The sequence below is a fragment of the Stutzerimonas stutzeri genome, assembly GCF_018138085.1.
In the GTDB taxonomy this organism is placed as follows: Bacteria; Pseudomonadota; Gammaproteobacteria; order Pseudomonadales; family Pseudomonadaceae; genus Stutzerimonas; species Stutzerimonas stutzeri_AI.
In genome coordinates this window covers 121,196-134,553 of sequence record NZ_CP073105.1, presented here as the reverse complement: position 1 = coordinate 134,553, position 13,358 = coordinate 121,196, and the positions used below count along the sequence as shown (strand labels likewise).

At 64.7% G+C, this 13,358-nt stretch carries 15 protein-coding genes; 8 read left to right on the top strand and 7 right to left on the bottom strand.

Annotation, left to right across the window (positions count from 1 at the left end; all coding sequences use genetic code 11):
- Positions 1–33 precede the first annotated feature (33 nt).
- Together KCX70_RS00645 and KCX70_RS00640 are read right to left on the bottom strand one after the other, a co-directional pair.
- Positions 34–2,184: an adenosylcobalamin-dependent ribonucleoside-diphosphate reductase gene (locus KCX70_RS00645; RefSeq protein WP_212618973.1), complete on the bottom strand. Its 2,151-nt coding sequence runs from the start codon at positions 2,182–2,184 to the stop codon at positions 34–36.
- Positions 2,185–2,329: 145 nt separating this feature from the next.
- Positions 2,330–3,319 (bottom strand): zinc ABC transporter substrate-binding protein, encoded by a 990-nt coding sequence (locus KCX70_RS00640; RefSeq protein WP_212618972.1) that lies wholly within the window; start codon positions 3,317–3,319, stop codon positions 2,330–2,332.
- A gap of 65 nt (positions 3,320–3,384) precedes the next feature.
- On the opposite strand from KCX70_RS00640, the gene zur reads away from it, so the two are divergent.
- From zur to KCX70_RS00605, 7 genes are all read left to right on the top strand, one after another.
- The gene (gene zur, locus KCX70_RS00635) at positions 3,385–3,870 is read left to right on the top strand and encodes a zinc uptake transcriptional repressor Zur (protein ID WP_021209105.1); all 486 of its coding nucleotides are present in this window, start codon (positions 3,385–3,387) and stop codon (positions 3,868–3,870) included.
- Entirely contained in the window at positions 3,867–4,637 is a 771-nt protein-coding gene (znuC, locus tag KCX70_RS00630) for a zinc ABC transporter ATP-binding protein ZnuC (protein ID WP_102851845.1), read from the top strand. Before zur ends, znuC begins: the two co-directional genes overlap by 4 nt.
- 3 nt (positions 4,638–4,640) lie before the next feature.
- The gene (gene znuB, locus KCX70_RS00625; protein ID WP_212618971.1) at positions 4,641–5,426 is read left to right on the top strand and encodes a zinc ABC transporter permease subunit ZnuB; all 786 of its coding nucleotides are present in this window, start codon (positions 4,641–4,643) and stop codon (positions 5,424–5,426) included.
- A 3-nt stretch (positions 5,427–5,429) separates the two neighbouring features.
- Positions 5,430–5,927: a M48 family metallopeptidase gene (locus tag KCX70_RS00620; RefSeq protein WP_212618970.1), complete on the top strand. Its 498-nt coding sequence runs from the start codon at positions 5,430–5,432 to the stop codon at positions 5,925–5,927.
- A 422-nt stretch (positions 5,928–6,349) separates the two neighbouring features.
- Complete coding sequence (locus tag KCX70_RS00615; RefSeq protein WP_212618969.1) at positions 6,350–7,372, top strand: methionine ABC transporter ATP-binding protein; 1,023 nt, start codon at positions 6,350–6,352, stop codon at positions 7,370–7,372.
- Positions 7,372–8,037: a methionine ABC transporter permease gene (locus KCX70_RS00610; protein ID WP_102851848.1), complete on the top strand. Its 666-nt coding sequence runs from the start codon at positions 7,372–7,374 to the stop codon at positions 8,035–8,037. The genes KCX70_RS00615 and KCX70_RS00610 overlap by 1 nt, the downstream gene beginning before the upstream one ends.
- Positions 8,038–8,114: 77 nt before the next feature.
- Complete coding sequence (locus KCX70_RS00605) at positions 8,115–8,888, top strand: MetQ/NlpA family ABC transporter substrate-binding protein (protein ID WP_212618968.1); 774 nt, start codon at positions 8,115–8,117, stop codon at positions 8,886–8,888.
- Between the two features lie 108 nt (positions 8,889–8,996).
- Here the strand turns inward: KCX70_RS00605 and KCX70_RS00600 are convergent, their stop codons facing one another.
- The 5 genes from KCX70_RS00600 to KCX70_RS00580 form a co-directional block, all read right to left on the bottom strand.
- On the bottom strand, positions 8,997–9,629 hold the full coding sequence (locus tag KCX70_RS00600) for an SCO family protein (protein ID WP_212618967.1): 633 nt from the start codon (positions 9,627–9,629) through the stop codon (positions 8,997–8,999).
- Positions 9,630–9,697: 68 nt separating this feature from the next.
- Positions 9,698–10,597: a heme o synthase gene (gene cyoE / locus KCX70_RS00595; protein WP_021209113.1), complete on the bottom strand. Its 900-nt coding sequence runs from the start codon at positions 10,595–10,597 to the stop codon at positions 9,698–9,700.
- 16 nt (positions 10,598–10,613) lie between these two features.
- A complete protein-coding gene (locus tag KCX70_RS00590) occupies positions 10,614–11,675 on the bottom strand; it encodes a COX15/CtaA family protein (protein WP_212618966.1) in 1,062 nt (353 codons plus the stop codon).
- A gap of 56 nt (positions 11,676–11,731) precedes the next feature.
- Entirely contained in the window at positions 11,732–12,313 is a 582-nt protein-coding gene (locus tag KCX70_RS00585) for a hypothetical protein (RefSeq protein ID WP_212620260.1), read from the bottom strand.
- 5 nt (positions 12,314–12,318) lie between these two features.
- Complete coding sequence (locus tag KCX70_RS00580) at positions 12,319–13,026, bottom strand: SURF1 family protein (protein WP_212618965.1); 708 nt, start codon at positions 13,024–13,026, stop codon at positions 12,319–12,321.
- Between the two features lie 81 nt (positions 13,027–13,107).
- On the opposite strand from KCX70_RS00580, the gene KCX70_RS00575 reads away from it, so the two are divergent.
- Positions 13,108–13,308 (top strand): twin transmembrane helix small protein, encoded by a 201-nt coding sequence (locus KCX70_RS00575; protein ID WP_021209117.1) that lies wholly within the window; start codon positions 13,108–13,110, stop codon positions 13,306–13,308.
- Positions 13,309–13,358 lie beyond the last annotated feature (50 nt).

Below are 13,358 nucleotides of genomic sequence, written 5' to 3'. Positions count from 1 at the left end.
GACGGCCCGCGCCGCCCGGCTATCGGTCGGGGCTCAATACTTGCCGTAATAGCCTTCTTTCAGAGCATCGAACAGGTTGGCGGCAGTGTTCACCTCACCGTCGTATTCGACCTCCTGATTGCCCTTGAGCTCGACCACGCTGCCGTCCTCGAGAGTGAAGCGGTACAGCGTCTTCTCCAGATCGGCTTCCTTGACCAGCACGCCCTGGAAGGCGGCCGGGTTGAAGCGGAAGGTGGTACAGCCCTTGAGGCCCTGGCGCCAGGCATAGCGGTAGATGTCCTTGAACGCCTCGAACGGGTAGTCGGTGGGCACGTTGGCGGTCTTGGAGATCGACGAGTCGACCCAGCGCTGCGCAGCGGCCTGAATGTCGACGTGCTGAGTCGGGCTGACGTCGTCGGCGGTGATGAAGTAGTCCGGCAGCTTCTCGCCCGGCTCGGTCGAACCGGGCTTGGCGCGCGGGTTGATCAGCGTGCGATAGGCCAGCAGTTCGTAACTGAACACCTCGATCTTTTCCTTGGCCTTGCGCCCGGGGCGGATCAGGTTGCGCGAATACTGGTGGGCGAAGCTCGGTTCGATGCCATTGGACGCATTATTGGCCAGGCTCAGGCTGATGGTGCCGGTGGGTGCGATGGAGCTGTGGTGGGTGAAGCGCGCGCCCTGCTCGGCCAGCGCCTCGATCAGCTCCGGCGCGTACTCGGCGATCTTCTGCATATAGCGCGAATACTTGGCGTGCAGCACGCGACCGGCGACCCGGTCGCCGACCTTGTAGCCGTCCTTTTTCATTTCCGGGCGCTTGCGCAGCATCTCGGCGGTGACCTCGAACGTCTCCGTCAGCAGCGGTGCCGGGCCTTTTTCCTTTGACAACTCGAGCGCCTGCTCCCAGCCGACCAGCGCCATCTCGCGGGACACTTCCTCGGTGAATACGCAGGCTTCCGGGCTGCCATAGCGCAGCTTGAGCAGGGTCAGGGTCGAGCCGAGGCCGAGGAAGCCCATGCCGTGGCGGCGCTTGCTCTCGATCTCGTGACGTTGCTGCGCCAGGGGCAGGCCGTTGATCTCCACTACGTTGTCGAGCATGCGGGTGAAGACGCGCACCACCTCGCGGTAGGTGTCCCAGTCGAAACGCGCCTCGCCGCCGAAGGGGTCGATGACGAACTGGGTCAGGTTTATCGAGCCCAGCAGGCAGGAACCGTAGGGCGGCAGCGGTTGCTCGCCGCAGGGGTTGGTGGCGCGGATCGCTTCGCACCACCAGTTGTTGTTCAGCTGGTTGACCCGGTCGATGAGGATGAAACCCGGCTCGGCGTAGTCATAAGTGGAGACCATGATCATGTCCCACAGATGCCGCGCCTTGACGCGCCCGTAGATCTTGCAGGCGACCAGCCCGTCGTCGCGGACGATGTAGTCGTGGTGCACCGGCCACTCGCGCCAGAGCGCCTGCTCGGCGTCTTGCAGATTCAGCTCGGCGGCTTCCTTGGTGTGCACCGGGAAGATCAGCGGCCACTCGGCGTCGGCCTCCACCGCCTGCATGAACTCGTCGGTGATCAGCAGACTGAGGTTGAACTGACGCAGCCGGCCGTCCTCGCGCTTGGCGCGGATGAATTCGCGCACGTCCGGATGGCCGACATCGAAGGTGCCCATCTGCGCGCCACGACGTCCGCCGGCGGAGCTGACGGTGAAGCACATCTTGTCGAAGATATCCATGAACGACAGCGGCCCGCTGGTGTGCGCGCCGGCGCCCGAAACAAAGGAGCCGCGCGGGCGCAGGGTGCTGTATTCGTAACCGATGCCGCAGCCGGCCTTGAGCGTCAGCCCGGCCTCGTGGACCTTGCCGAGGATGTCGTCCATCGAGTCGCTGATGGTGCCCGAGACCGTGCAGTTGATGGTCGAGGTGGCCGGCTTGTAGTCCTGCGCACCGGCGTTGGAAATAATCCGCCCGGCCGGAATGGCGCCATGGCGCAAGGCCCAGAGGAAGCGCTCGTACCAGTGCTCGCGCTGCTTGGCCGGCTCGACCTCGGCCAGCGCCCGCGCGACCCGCTGCCAGGTTGCGTCGACGCTCTCGTCGATCGGCGTGCCGTCCTTGCGGGTCAGGCGGTATTTCTGCGCCCAGATGTCCTCGGATGCCGCCTGCAGGGCGATATCGGAGAGCGTTCTGGTGTTCGCCGCAATGGGCCCGTCCGTCTTCGCCATGTGCTGCGTATCCTCGTATCAATGGAACGGAGTCCAAAGCACGAAGCATAGTCACGCAGGCTGGAAGCGCTAATGACGCGCATCAAGTCGGCCGACGAGCGACCCGTTCAAGCGCCAGGCGGCAACCCGACGCCGACACGCAGGATCAGAGCGATTCCAGGCAGCCGGCCAGCGAATTGCCAAGGTCGTCGATCAACTGCTCGTAGCCACCGGCCGAGGCGTCGATGTCGTAACCCAGCGCATCCAGCTCGGCAACTTTCACCGGCAATCCGCGGGTCAGGCTGTCGGCCAGGCGAGGACGCACCGGGGGTTCGTAAAACACGCAGCTCGGGCCGGCCTGCTCCAGGCGTTCACGCATGGCGGCGACATGCCGTGCCCCGGGCTGGGCTTCGCCACCGCCGCTGAATACGCCGGCGTGCTTGATGCCATAAGCGGCTTCGAAATACTCGTAGGCTTCGTGGAAGACGAAGAACGGCTTGGTTCGGACCTGGCCGAGACGCTGGCCGAGCCGTTCATCGAGGGCACCCAGGTGCTGCTTGAACGCGGCGAGGTTGGCCCGGTAGCGCTCGGCGTTGGCCGGGTCGGCCCTGGCCATGTCCTGCGCCATTCTTTCGGCGATCGCCACGGCGTTGGCGGGCAATAGCCAGAGGTGCGCGTCCAGGCTGCCGGGGCGGTGGGCGTGGTCGTGTTCGTCGTGATCGTCGGCATGGACGTCGGCTGCTTCATGCGCGTGTTCGTCGTGTGCCGGCTCGGCGTGATGATCATGCTCGGCCTCGTGCTCGCTGGCAGTTTCGCCGAAGTGACGCAGCGTCAGCTCGGGCAACGACTGCATCGCCACGCTCGGCCCCTTGCGGCCTTTCAGTACCGGCGCGAGAAACGCCTCCATGTCCGGGCCGATCCAATAGAGCAGATCGGCGCGGCGAATCTGCCTGACATCGGATGGGCGCATGGCGTAATGATGGGGCGAGGCGCCCGGTGGCAGCAGCACGGCGGGTTTGCCGACACCGTCCTGAACGGCAGCGGCGATCAATTGCAGGGGTTTGATGCTGGCCAGCACCTCGATTTCGGCGTGCGCTTGGGCACTGCCGAAAAGGCTGGCGGTCACTAGCAGCGGTATCGAAAAAAGACGAAACACGGGCAACACTCGATTGAACTGAATGGGTAACATAATAACGTCTCTCAGCCACCTCGTCTCCGCTCATGCCCAAGTCCCCGCTGGCCTGCACACCCCATGACCATGACCACTGCGTAAGCAGCGCCCTGGCCGAAGCCGACCTCCTCTGCGAGCGCTCCGGTGTGCGCCTGACCGCCCTGCGCAAGCGCGTGCTGGAGCTGGTCTGGCAAAGCCACAAGCCGCTCGGCGCCTATGACATCCTCGCCGAACTTACGGCCCAGGATGGCCGCCGCGCCGCGCCGCCCACGGTCTACCGCGCGCTGGATTTCCTGCTGGAGAACGGCCTGGTGCACCGCATCGCCTCGCTCAACGCCTTCATCGGTTGCAACCATCCCGAGCACCCGCACCAAGGCCAGTTCCTGATCTGCCGCAACTGCCACACCGCCATCGAGCTAGAGCAGCCGAGCATTAGCGAGGCCATCGACCAGGCCGCGCGCAGCGTGGGTTTCCAGGTCGAAGGCCAGACGGTGGAAGTCGTCGGCCTCTGCGCACCGTGCCGGAGCGCGGCATGAGCGAAGCGCTGATCCGCCTGGAGAACATCCATGTGCGCTTCGCCAAGCAGGCGGTGCTCGAAGGCGCCGAGCTGCAGGTGCATCGCGGCGAGATCGTCACGCTGATCGGCCCCAATGGCGCCGGCAAGACCACCCTGGTACGGGCTGTGCTCGGTTTGCTCAAGCCCGACAGCGGCACGGTCTGGCGCAAGCCGAAGCTGCGTGTCGGCTATATGCCGCAGAAGCTGCACGTCGACCCGACCCTGCCGCTTTCGGTGCTGCGTTTTCTGCGTCTGGTGCCGGGTGTGGATCGCGCCGGTGCCTTGGCCGCGCTGAAGGAAGTCGGTGCCGAGCAGGTGATCGACAGTCCGCTGCAAGCCGTTTCCGGCGGCGAGATGCAGCGGGTGCTGCTGGCGCGCGCATTGCTGCGCGAGCCGGAGCTGCTGGTGCTGGACGAGCCGGTGCAGGGCGTCGATGTCGCCGGACAGGCCGAGCTCTACCGGCTGATCGGTCGGCTGCGCGAACGTTACGGCTGCGGCGTGCTGATGGTGTCGCATGACCTGCACCTGGTGATGAGCGCCACCGACCAGGTGGTCTGCCTGAACCGTCACGTGTGTTGCTCGGGCCATCCGGAACAGGTCAGCACCGACCCGGCCTTCGTCGAGCTGTTCGGCCAGGATGCGCGCAGCCTCGCGGTCTATCACCACCAACACGACCATAGCCATGACCTGCACGGCAGCGTGGTCACCGGCAAGCCCCACATCCACGGCCCGAACTGCAAGCACTGACCGATGCCTGATTTTCTCCTCAATGCACTCCTCGCCGGCCTGGCGCTGGCACTGGTTGCCGGCCCGCTTGGCTCCTTCGTGGTCTGGCGGCGCATGGCCTATTTCGGCGACACCCTCTCGCATTCCGCGCTGCTCGGCGTGGCGCTGGGGTTGATGCTGGAGGTCAACCTGACCCTGGCGGTCATCGTTTGCTGCGTGCTGCTGGCGGTATTGCTGGTCACCCTGCAACAGCGCCAACCGCTGGCGTCGGACACCTTGCTGGGTATCCTTGCCCACAGCAGCCTCTCGCTCGGCCTGGTATCGCTGAGCTTCATGCAGGACGTACGCATCGACCTGATGGCCTATCTGTTCGGCGACCTGCTGGCGGTGAGCACGACTGACCTGGCGTGGATCATCGCTGGCAGCGCGATCGTCCTGCTGGCGCTGATCCCGCTGTGGCGGCCTCTGCTGGCGGTAACCGTGCACGAAGAACTGGCGAAGGTGGAAGGACTGCCGGTTACGGCCATCCGCTTATCGCTGATGCTGCTGATCGCCATGGTCATCGCCGTGGCGATGAAAATCGTAGGCGTGCTGTTAATCACCTCGCTGCTGATCATACCCGCCGCGGCAGCCCAGCGCCATGCGCGCACCCCGGAGCAGATGGCCCTGGGTGCCAGCCTGACCGGGCTGCTCGCCGTCGGCATGGGGTTGTCGCTGTCGTGGTACGAGGATACCCCGGCCGGCCCGTCGATCGTGGTGTCGGCGGCGGCACTGTTCCTGCTCAGCTTTGCCTGGCGGCGCAGGACCTAGGCGATGAGCACCCTGAAGTACCTGAGCGGCTATCCCGAGTCGCTGCAACAACAGATCCGTCATCTGATCGCCGAGGGACGCCTGGGCGAGTATCTCAATCGACGCTACCCGCAACGCCATCAGGTGCAGAGCGACAAAGCGCTGTACGGCTACGTCCAGCAACTGCGCCAGACCCACCTGAAGAGCGCACCAGGGATCGACAAGGTGCTCTACGACAACCGCCTCGACCTGACCCACCGCGCCCTCGGCCTGCACACCGCGGTGTCACGGGTCCAGGGTGGCAAACTCAAGGCGAAGAAGGAGATCCGTGTCGCCGCGCTGTTCAAAGAAGCGGCACCGGAATTTCTGCAAATGATCGTCGTTCATGAGCTGGCGCATCTGCGCGAAAGCGAGCACAACCGCGCCTTCTACAAGCTCTGCGAACATATGATGCCGGGCTATGCGCAGACCGAGTTCGACCTGCGCTGCTACCTGCACTGGCGTGAGCTGCCCAATCGCTGAGCGCTTCGCCCCGAGGGCGGGCCTCCCACAAATTGAGCCCGTGCATGGCGCCGCTTTGTGCTGGTCGCACGCGTTTTCTGTGGGAGGCGCGACCCGCGGCGAATGGCGCCAGCTCGGCGCCAAAAGCTTCGCCCCGGGGTCGGGGCTCCTACAAATCCAGCCCGTGCATGGCGCTGCGTTGTGCAGGTCGCACGCTTTTGCTGTGGGAGGCGCGACCCGCGGCGAATGGCGCCAGCTCGGTGCCAAAAGCTTCGCCCCGAGGTCGGGGCTCTACAAACAGCACTGCGCGCCGGTCCCATAAGAGCTATCAGGCTTCAAGCCAGTCCACATCCGGGCTGGCTGCGCCGAGGGGCTACAACGCGTAGAATGCACGCCTTTGGCCACTCATCCGGCCGTTGACGACGCACCCACAAGGTTCGCCCGTGATCGAATTTCATCAAGTCCACAAAACCTATCGGAGCACCGACGGCCGTGGCGCGGGTCGCGAGATTCCTGCGCTCAAGCCGACCGAGCTGACGATCGGTGCTGGCGAGGTGTTCGGCCTGATCGGCCACTCCGGTGCTGGCAAAAGCACTCTGCTGCGCCTGATCAATCGCCTGGAAGAGCCATCAGGCGGGCGCATCCTGGTCAGCGGCGAAGACGTCACCGCCCTGGATGCCGACGGCCTGCGGTGCTTCCGTCAACGCGTCGGGATGATCTTTCAGCATTTCAACCTGTTGATGTCCAAGACCGTGGCCGACAACGTCGCCATGCCGTTGCGCCTGGCCGGCACCTATTCGCGTAGCCAGATCGATACGCGTGTCGCCGCCCTGCTGGAGCGGGTCGGCCTGAAAGAGCACGCACGCAAGTATCCGGCGCAACTCTCCGGTGGGCAGAAGCAGCGCGTCGGCATTGCCCGCGCGTTGGCCACCGAGCCGGACATCCTGCTCTGCGACGAGGCCACCAGCGCGCTCGACCCGCAAACCACCGCCTCGGTGCTGCAGCTGTTGGCGGAAATCAACCGCGAGCTGAAGCTGACCATCGTGCTGATCACCCATGAAATGGACGTGATCCGCCGCGTCTGTGATCGCGTCGCGGTGATGGATGGCGGCGAAATCGTCGAGCAGGGGCCGGTGACCGAGGTGTTCCTGCATCCCAAGCACCCCACCACCCAGCGCTTCGTGCTTGAAGACGAAGCGGTCGATGAAGGCGAGCAGCATGATGACTTCGCCCACGTACCCGGCCGCATTCTGCGTCTGACGTTCCAGGGCGAGGCCACCTACAAGCCGTTGCTGGGCACCGTCGCACGGGACACCGGTGTCGATTTCAGCATCCTCTCGGGGCGCATCGATCGCATCAAGGACACCCCTTACGGCCAGCTGACCCTGGCCCTGGTCGGCGGCGATATGGCTGCCGCGCTGGCCCGGCTGGACGCCGCTGACGTGCATGTGGAGGTACTGCGCTGATGGAAGCCCTACTGGCAAACGTCGACTGGTACGAAATCTGGCTGGCTACGCTGGACACCCTGCTGATGCTCGGTGGCTCGCTGCTGTTCACCATCCTGCTGGGCCTGCCGCTGGGCGTGCTGCTGTTCCTCGCCGGCCCGCGCCAGCTATTCGAGAACGGTCCGTTGTATGCCTTCCTCTCGTTCGTGGTCAACGTGCTGCGCTCGCTGCCGTTCATCATCCTGCTGATCGTGATGATTCCCTTCACGGTGCTGATCACCGGCACCTCGTTAGGCGTCGCCGGGGCGATCCCGCCGCTGGTGGTTGGCGCCGCGCCGTTTTTTGCGCGATTGGTAGAGACAGCGCTGCGCGAAGTCGATCGCGGCATCATCGAAGCAACCCAGGCCATGGGCGCCACCACCCGGCAGATCATCTTCAGCGCATTGCTGCCCGAGGCCCGCCCAGGCATCATCGCCGCCATTACCGTCACCGCCATTACCCTGGTGTCCTATACCGCCATGGCCGGCGTTGTGGGCGCCGGCGGGCTTGGCGATCTGGCGATCCGCTTCGGTTACCAGCGCTTCCAGACCGACGTCATGGTGGTCACCGTGGTCCTGTTGCTGGTGCTGGTGCAGGTCCTGCAGAGCGTCGGTGACAAACTGGTAACGCATTTTTCCCGTAAGTAATCGTCTGGCCCTTTTCGTACGCGGGGCCGCACAACAGATATCGGCGATCGACTCGCCGCATCGATAAGGAGCTGTCCATGAAAAAACTGCTAGCCGCCTTCGCCGCCGTCGCGGCTTTCTCGGCCCAGGCCGCCGACGAGCTGAACGTTGCCGCCACGGCCGTCCCGCACGCCGAGATCCTCGAATTCGTCAAACCCCAGCTCGCCGAGCAGGGCGTCGATCTGAAGGTCAAGGTCTTCACCGACTACGTGCAACCGAACATCCAGGTGGCCGAAAAGCGCCTGGACGCCAACTTCTTCCAGCACCAGCCGTACCTGGACGAGTTCAACAAGGGCAAGGGCACCGAACTGGTCAGCGTAGCGGGCGTCCACATCGAGCCCTTCGGTGCCTATTCGAGCAAGTACAAGTCGCTGGACGAGCTGCCCGATGGCGCGACCGTGGTGATTCCCAACGACGCCACCAACGGCGGCCGCGCGCTGCTGCTGCTACAAAAGGCCGGCGTGATCACCCTCAAGGAAGGCGCCGGCATTACCGCGACGCCGAAGGACATCGCCGAGAACCCGAAGCACATCAAGCTTCGTGAGCTGGAAGCCGCGACCCTGCCGCGCGTGCTGACCCAGGTCGACCTGGCGCTGATCAACACCAACTACGCGCTGGAAGCCAAGCTCAACCCCACCGAAGACGCCCTGTTCATCGAAGGCAGCGACTCGCCCTACGTGAACATCCTGGTGGCCCGTCCGGACAACAAGGACAGCGATGCCATGCAAAAGCTGGCCAATGCCCTGCACAGCGACGCCGTAAAGCAGTTCATCAAGGGGAAGTACCAGGGCGCGGTGGTTCCGGCGTTCTAAGCTGAGGCACTTTTGGTAGTGCCATAAGTGTCACCGAGGCCCGCCTGGCATATTCCAGCGCGGGCCTTTTTGTTGCGCCCGTCTGCACAGACGAGCCGCCAGGGGGCGTTATTCCAACGCCAGCACCGCCGGCAATTGCTCGGCGAGTTTCTCGGTGCGCATCGGTGCGCGGATGAAGCCACGCAAACGGCCGTCCGGGCCGATAAGCGCAAGGTTCGCGCCATGATCGACGGTGTAGTCCTTTTTCGAGGTATCGGCCGGAATGAACGGCACGCCCGCCGCGTTGGCGAGCGTCTGGATATCGTCCAGCGGCCCGGTCAGGCCGATGAAGCCGGCGCCGAAATAATCCAGATACTTTTTCAGTTGCTCGGGCGTGTCGCGCTCGGGGTCGACGCTGACCAGGATCGGCTGTAGCCGCTGGTTCACCTCTTCCGGCAGGCTGCCCCGTAGCTGGCGCAGTTCCGCGAGCGTGGCCGGGCAGATATCGGGGCAGAAGGTATAGCCGAAGAACAGCAGGTTCCAGTGCCCTTCGAGCTGTTCCATCGACACCGCCTCGCCGTCCTGGTTGGTCAAGGTGACGTCGGGCATGTCGCGACCCTGGGGAAGCATGACGATCCCCGCATCGAGCAGCTCGGCCGTGTCGAGTTGACGTTCGGTATTGAGCACCTTGTAAACCGTCAGGCCGATGACCAACGCGACCAGCGCGACGAGGATGAAGACGGTCTTCTGGATGCGGGTCATGGGATTCCTAAGTTGGCTGCATCAGGGTTGGCTGCGTCAGACCGGTGAGCGCACCTACGCCACCGGCCCTAGATATTGAGCGGCAGATAATGATCAACCAGCAGCGCGATGAACAGCGCGAACAGGTACCAGATGCTGAATTTGAATGTCTTGATGGCCGCATGCGGTCGGCTGTCGCGGTAGAGCACCAACGTCCAGAACAGGAAGCGTGCGCCCAGCAGGACGGCAGCGGCGAGATACAGCGGGCCACTCATGTGAATGGCGAATGGCATGACACTCACCGCCAGCAGCATCGCCGTGTAGAGCAGAATATGCACCTTGGTGTAGTGCTCGCCGTGGGTCACCGGCAGCATCGGCACGTTGACCTTGGCGTATTCCGCCTTGCGGTGAATCGCCAGCGCCCAGAAGTGCGGGGGCGTCCAGGCGAAGATGATCAGCACCAGCAACAACGGCTCGGCGGTCACCTGGCCGGTCACCGCCACCCAGCCGAGCAGTGGCGGCGCGGCACCGGCGAGGCCGCCAATGACGATGTTCTGCGGTGTGGCGCGCTTGAGAAAGCCGGTGTAGATCACTGCGTAACCGATCAATGACGCCAGCGTCAGCCAGGCGGCCAGTGCGTTGGTGAACGTCAGCAGCAGGCCCATTCCGGCAAGCGCCAGAAGCAACGCGAAGAACAAGGCGGCGGCCGGCGACACCCGCCCTTCGGCCAGCGGCCGCTTGTGGGTGCGTGCCATCACCGAGTCGATGCGCCGGTCGACGACGTGATTGACCGCCGCAGCACCGCCAGCACATAGGGCGATGCCGAGGTTGCCGAACACCAGCACGGTCCAGGGCACACCCGCACGCGTGGCGAGAAACATGCCGACCAGGGATGTGATGAGCATCAGCAGCACCACCTTCGGCTTGGTCAGCTCGAGATAGTCGCGCCAGCTGGCCTGCGTACCGCGTTCGCTGAGAAGAGTCGCCATGGGGTTCTCCTTGTGGTCAAGCGCGAGGCAGGTCGAGCCCGCCTAGCGTGTCTGGAGTCTGCTGTGCCCGAGCCGCCGGCGCGACGGCGGTCTCGCGGCTCGGATGCAGGTGGTAGTTGATCAGCACCGTGACCAGCAGCAGCAAGGCGCCGCCGCCATTGTGGGCAACGGCGACAGCCAACGGCAGGTTGAGCAGCACATTGCTGATGCCCAGCCCGACCTGCAGCGCCAGCGCCGCCAGCAACAGCCCGGCAAGACGAGGCAGGCCGTTGCGCCAGAGCTGCCAGCTCAGGGTCGATAACAGCAGCGCCACGGTAAGCGCGCCGAGACGATGGGTGAGATGGATGGCGGTACGTGCCTCGCCGTAGAGCAGGCCGCCGAGGTAGTTGGGCCCGATGTCGTGGTGAGTCAGGTTGAATGCATTGGCGAAATCCATCTCGGGCCACCACTCGCCGTGGCAGGTAGGGAAGTCGGTACAGGCCACCGCCGCATAGTTGCTGCTGACCCAACCGCCCAGCGCGACCTGGGCGATTACCGCCAGCAGACCGAGCATCGCCAGCGATCTGATCCGGGCCGGTAGGGGCCGGACGGCCGGGCGGCGCCCTGACAGGCGCAGGGTTAGCAGAAACAGCAGGCTCAAGGTCGTGAAGCCGCCCAGCAGGTGCGCGGTCACCACCTGGGGCCAGAGTTGCAGGGTCACCGTCCACATGCCGAACGCCGCCTGGGTAATGACCACGGCCAGCAGCAGCAACGGCAGCTTGACCGGCTGGCCCGGCTGCGCATGCCGCCGCAGCGCCTGCACGGCGAGCGCGAGAATCACCAGCCCCAGCGCGCCGGCGAAGTAGCGATGCACCATCTCGTTCCAGCCTTTGTTCACCTCGACCGGCGCATCCGGGAAGCGCAGCGCCGCCAGGCTCTGTGCCTGTTCGCTCATGGGTACCGCTAGAAAGCCATAGCAACCGGGCCAGTCCGGGCAGCCGAGGCCGGCGTGGGTCAGCCGTGTATAGGCACCGAGCAGTACCACCACGACGGCCAACAGCGTGGCAATGAGGGCAAGACGATATCCGGGTTTTGCCATCTGGTTCTCCTTGGGCGACCTCGTTGAGACTTCAGCGAGGCGGCCGAGTGCCTTAGTCAGCCGATCTGGGAGATTTTCAACAGGTGCTTGAGGTCATCGAGGATCGCCTTGCCATTGGCCTTGGCGTCGTAACGCAGCACCAGATTGCCGTGCGGATCGATGATCCACAGTTGCGCGCCGCCGGGTGCCTCCGGGTTGCTCCCATAAGCGGCCGGGTCCAGCGCATAGCGCTGTAGCTGCGGGTATTCGCGCTGCAGGCGCTGATCGTAGTCGGTGCTCAGCGCCTGTCCGGTCGCCAGCGCATGGCCGGCACGGCCGGCTTCGCGCGCCAGGCCGATATTGATCTGTCGCGCCAGGTAGACCAGCTGCTGGCAGTCTTCGGCGCACGCTTGCGGTGCCGTAACCAGCAGTTCCCAGCGCGGTTCGGCGGCGGCCGGCACGGTTATGCCGAGCGTCGTGCGGTCCTGGCCGGTGGCCACCAGAGCGCCGTGGTAGGTTCGGCTTTCAGGTATCCAGAAGCCGAACCGATACATCGCCGTCGCCAGTAACATGGGGCCGATCACCACGGCCAGGATCAGCAGCAATTGCAGCCGGCCGCGGCGACGTTGGGGTTGCGCGGGAGTAAAGGTCGGATTCATCGCGGTCACTGCTTGCTCCCTCGTGCCTGATGCACGCCGAAGTAGATGAACAACGCCAGCAGCGCCGCTGCCAGCGCAAACCACTGCACCGCGTAGCCCAGATGCTGCTGCGGCTGCATGGTGGTGATCGGCCAGTCCGCCCGGTACGCCGCCGGGCCGGGCTCCAGTCGCAGCTCGTATGCGACGCCATCGCGTCCGAGCAATTGCCAGAGCGCTTCGACATCGACGTGATTGAGCAATCTTGGCCAGCCCTCTGCCATGCGCTCGTTGAGCAAGAACGGCTTGCCGGAAGGCGCGTAAATCCATGCAGCCAGTTTCAGCGGTCTATCGGGCGTATCGAATTTCGGCGGGACTCGTCGATCCGGCCAGGGCAACCAACCGCGATTGATCAGCACCCAGCGGCCGCTGGGTTCATCCCGGAATGGCTGCAACAGCTCCACGCCGACCCGGCCATCACGGGTGCGGCTATCGAGCAGAAAACTGTGCGCGGCGTCGAAGCTGCCTTGCAGATAGACACGCGCATAAGCCGGGTCGTCAAGCTGCTCGACCTGCTCCGGTGCCACTGGCGCGGCGACTTCACGGGCTGCCTGCCGGGCCAGCATGTCGCGCTTCTGCTCGGCGCGCTCCAGCTGCCAGCACCCCAGCCAGACCAGCAACGGCAGCAGGCACAGCACCACCAGGGTGGGCAACAGGCCTGGCTTGAAGCCGCTCATGTCACGTCCCGCGGCGTATCGATACGGCTGGCTATACTGCACCCCACTTCCCCCAGTTCACCTGTTAAGGCGGACCCGCTCATGCTCAAGGCGGCGATTGTTCTATTGTTAGTGGCCACGCTGGTCAGTCTGTTCAGTGGTCTGTTCTTCCTGGTCAAGGACGAGGGCCGCAGATCTCGCGTGCTCACCGCCCTTTTCATTCGCGTCTCCCTCACCGCCTTGACGGTCGCCCTGATCGCCTGGGGTTTCTATTCCGGCCAACTGCGACCGGGGTTCGGTTGAACCACAGGCACATCGAACCAGACGCCGGCCGCATCGCCGGCTTGCACCCG

Coding starts and splice junctions, on each gene's coding strand:
- zur (WP_021209105.1), top strand. CDS start 3,385: ATGCCCAAGTCCCCGCTGGCCTGCACACCCCATGACCATGACCACTGC.
- znuB (WP_212618971.1), top strand. CDS start 4,641: ATGCCTGATTTTCTCCTCAATGCACTCCTCGCCGGCCTGGCGCTGGCA.
- cyoE (WP_021209113.1), bottom strand. CDS start 10,597: ATGGCGACTCTTCTCAGCGAACGCGGTACGCAGGCCAGCTGGCGCGAC.
- KCX70_RS00590 (WP_212618966.1), bottom strand. CDS start 11,675: ATGGCAAAACCCGGATATCGTCTTGCCCTCATTGCCACGCTGTTGGCC.
- KCX70_RS00585 (WP_212620260.1), bottom strand. CDS start 12,313: ATGAATCCGACCTTTACTCCCGCGCAACCCCAACGTCGCCGCGGCCGG.
- KCX70_RS00620 (WP_212618970.1), top strand. CDS start 5,430: ATGAGCACCCTGAAGTACCTGAGCGGCTATCCCGAGTCGCTGCAACAA.
- KCX70_RS00580 (WP_212618965.1), bottom strand. CDS start 13,026: ATGAGCGGCTTCAAGCCAGGCCTGTTGCCCACCCTGGTGGTGCTGTGC.
- KCX70_RS00600 (WP_212618967.1), bottom strand. CDS start 9,629: ATGACCCGCATCCAGAAGACCGTCTTCATCCTCGTCGCGCTGGTCGCG.
- znuC (WP_102851845.1), top strand. CDS start 3,867: ATGAGCGAAGCGCTGATCCGCCTGGAGAACATCCATGTGCGCTTCGCC.
- KCX70_RS00610 (WP_102851848.1), top strand. CDS start 7,372: ATGGAAGCCCTACTGGCAAACGTCGACTGGTACGAAATCTGGCTGGCT.
- KCX70_RS00645 (WP_212618973.1), bottom strand. CDS start 2,184: ATGGCGAAGACGGACGGGCCCATTGCGGCGAACACCAGAACGCTCTCC.
- KCX70_RS00575 (WP_021209117.1), top strand. CDS start 13,108: ATGCTCAAGGCGGCGATTGTTCTATTGTTAGTGGCCACGCTGGTCAGT.
- KCX70_RS00605 (WP_212618968.1), top strand. CDS start 8,115: ATGAAAAAACTGCTAGCCGCCTTCGCCGCCGTCGCGGCTTTCTCGGCC.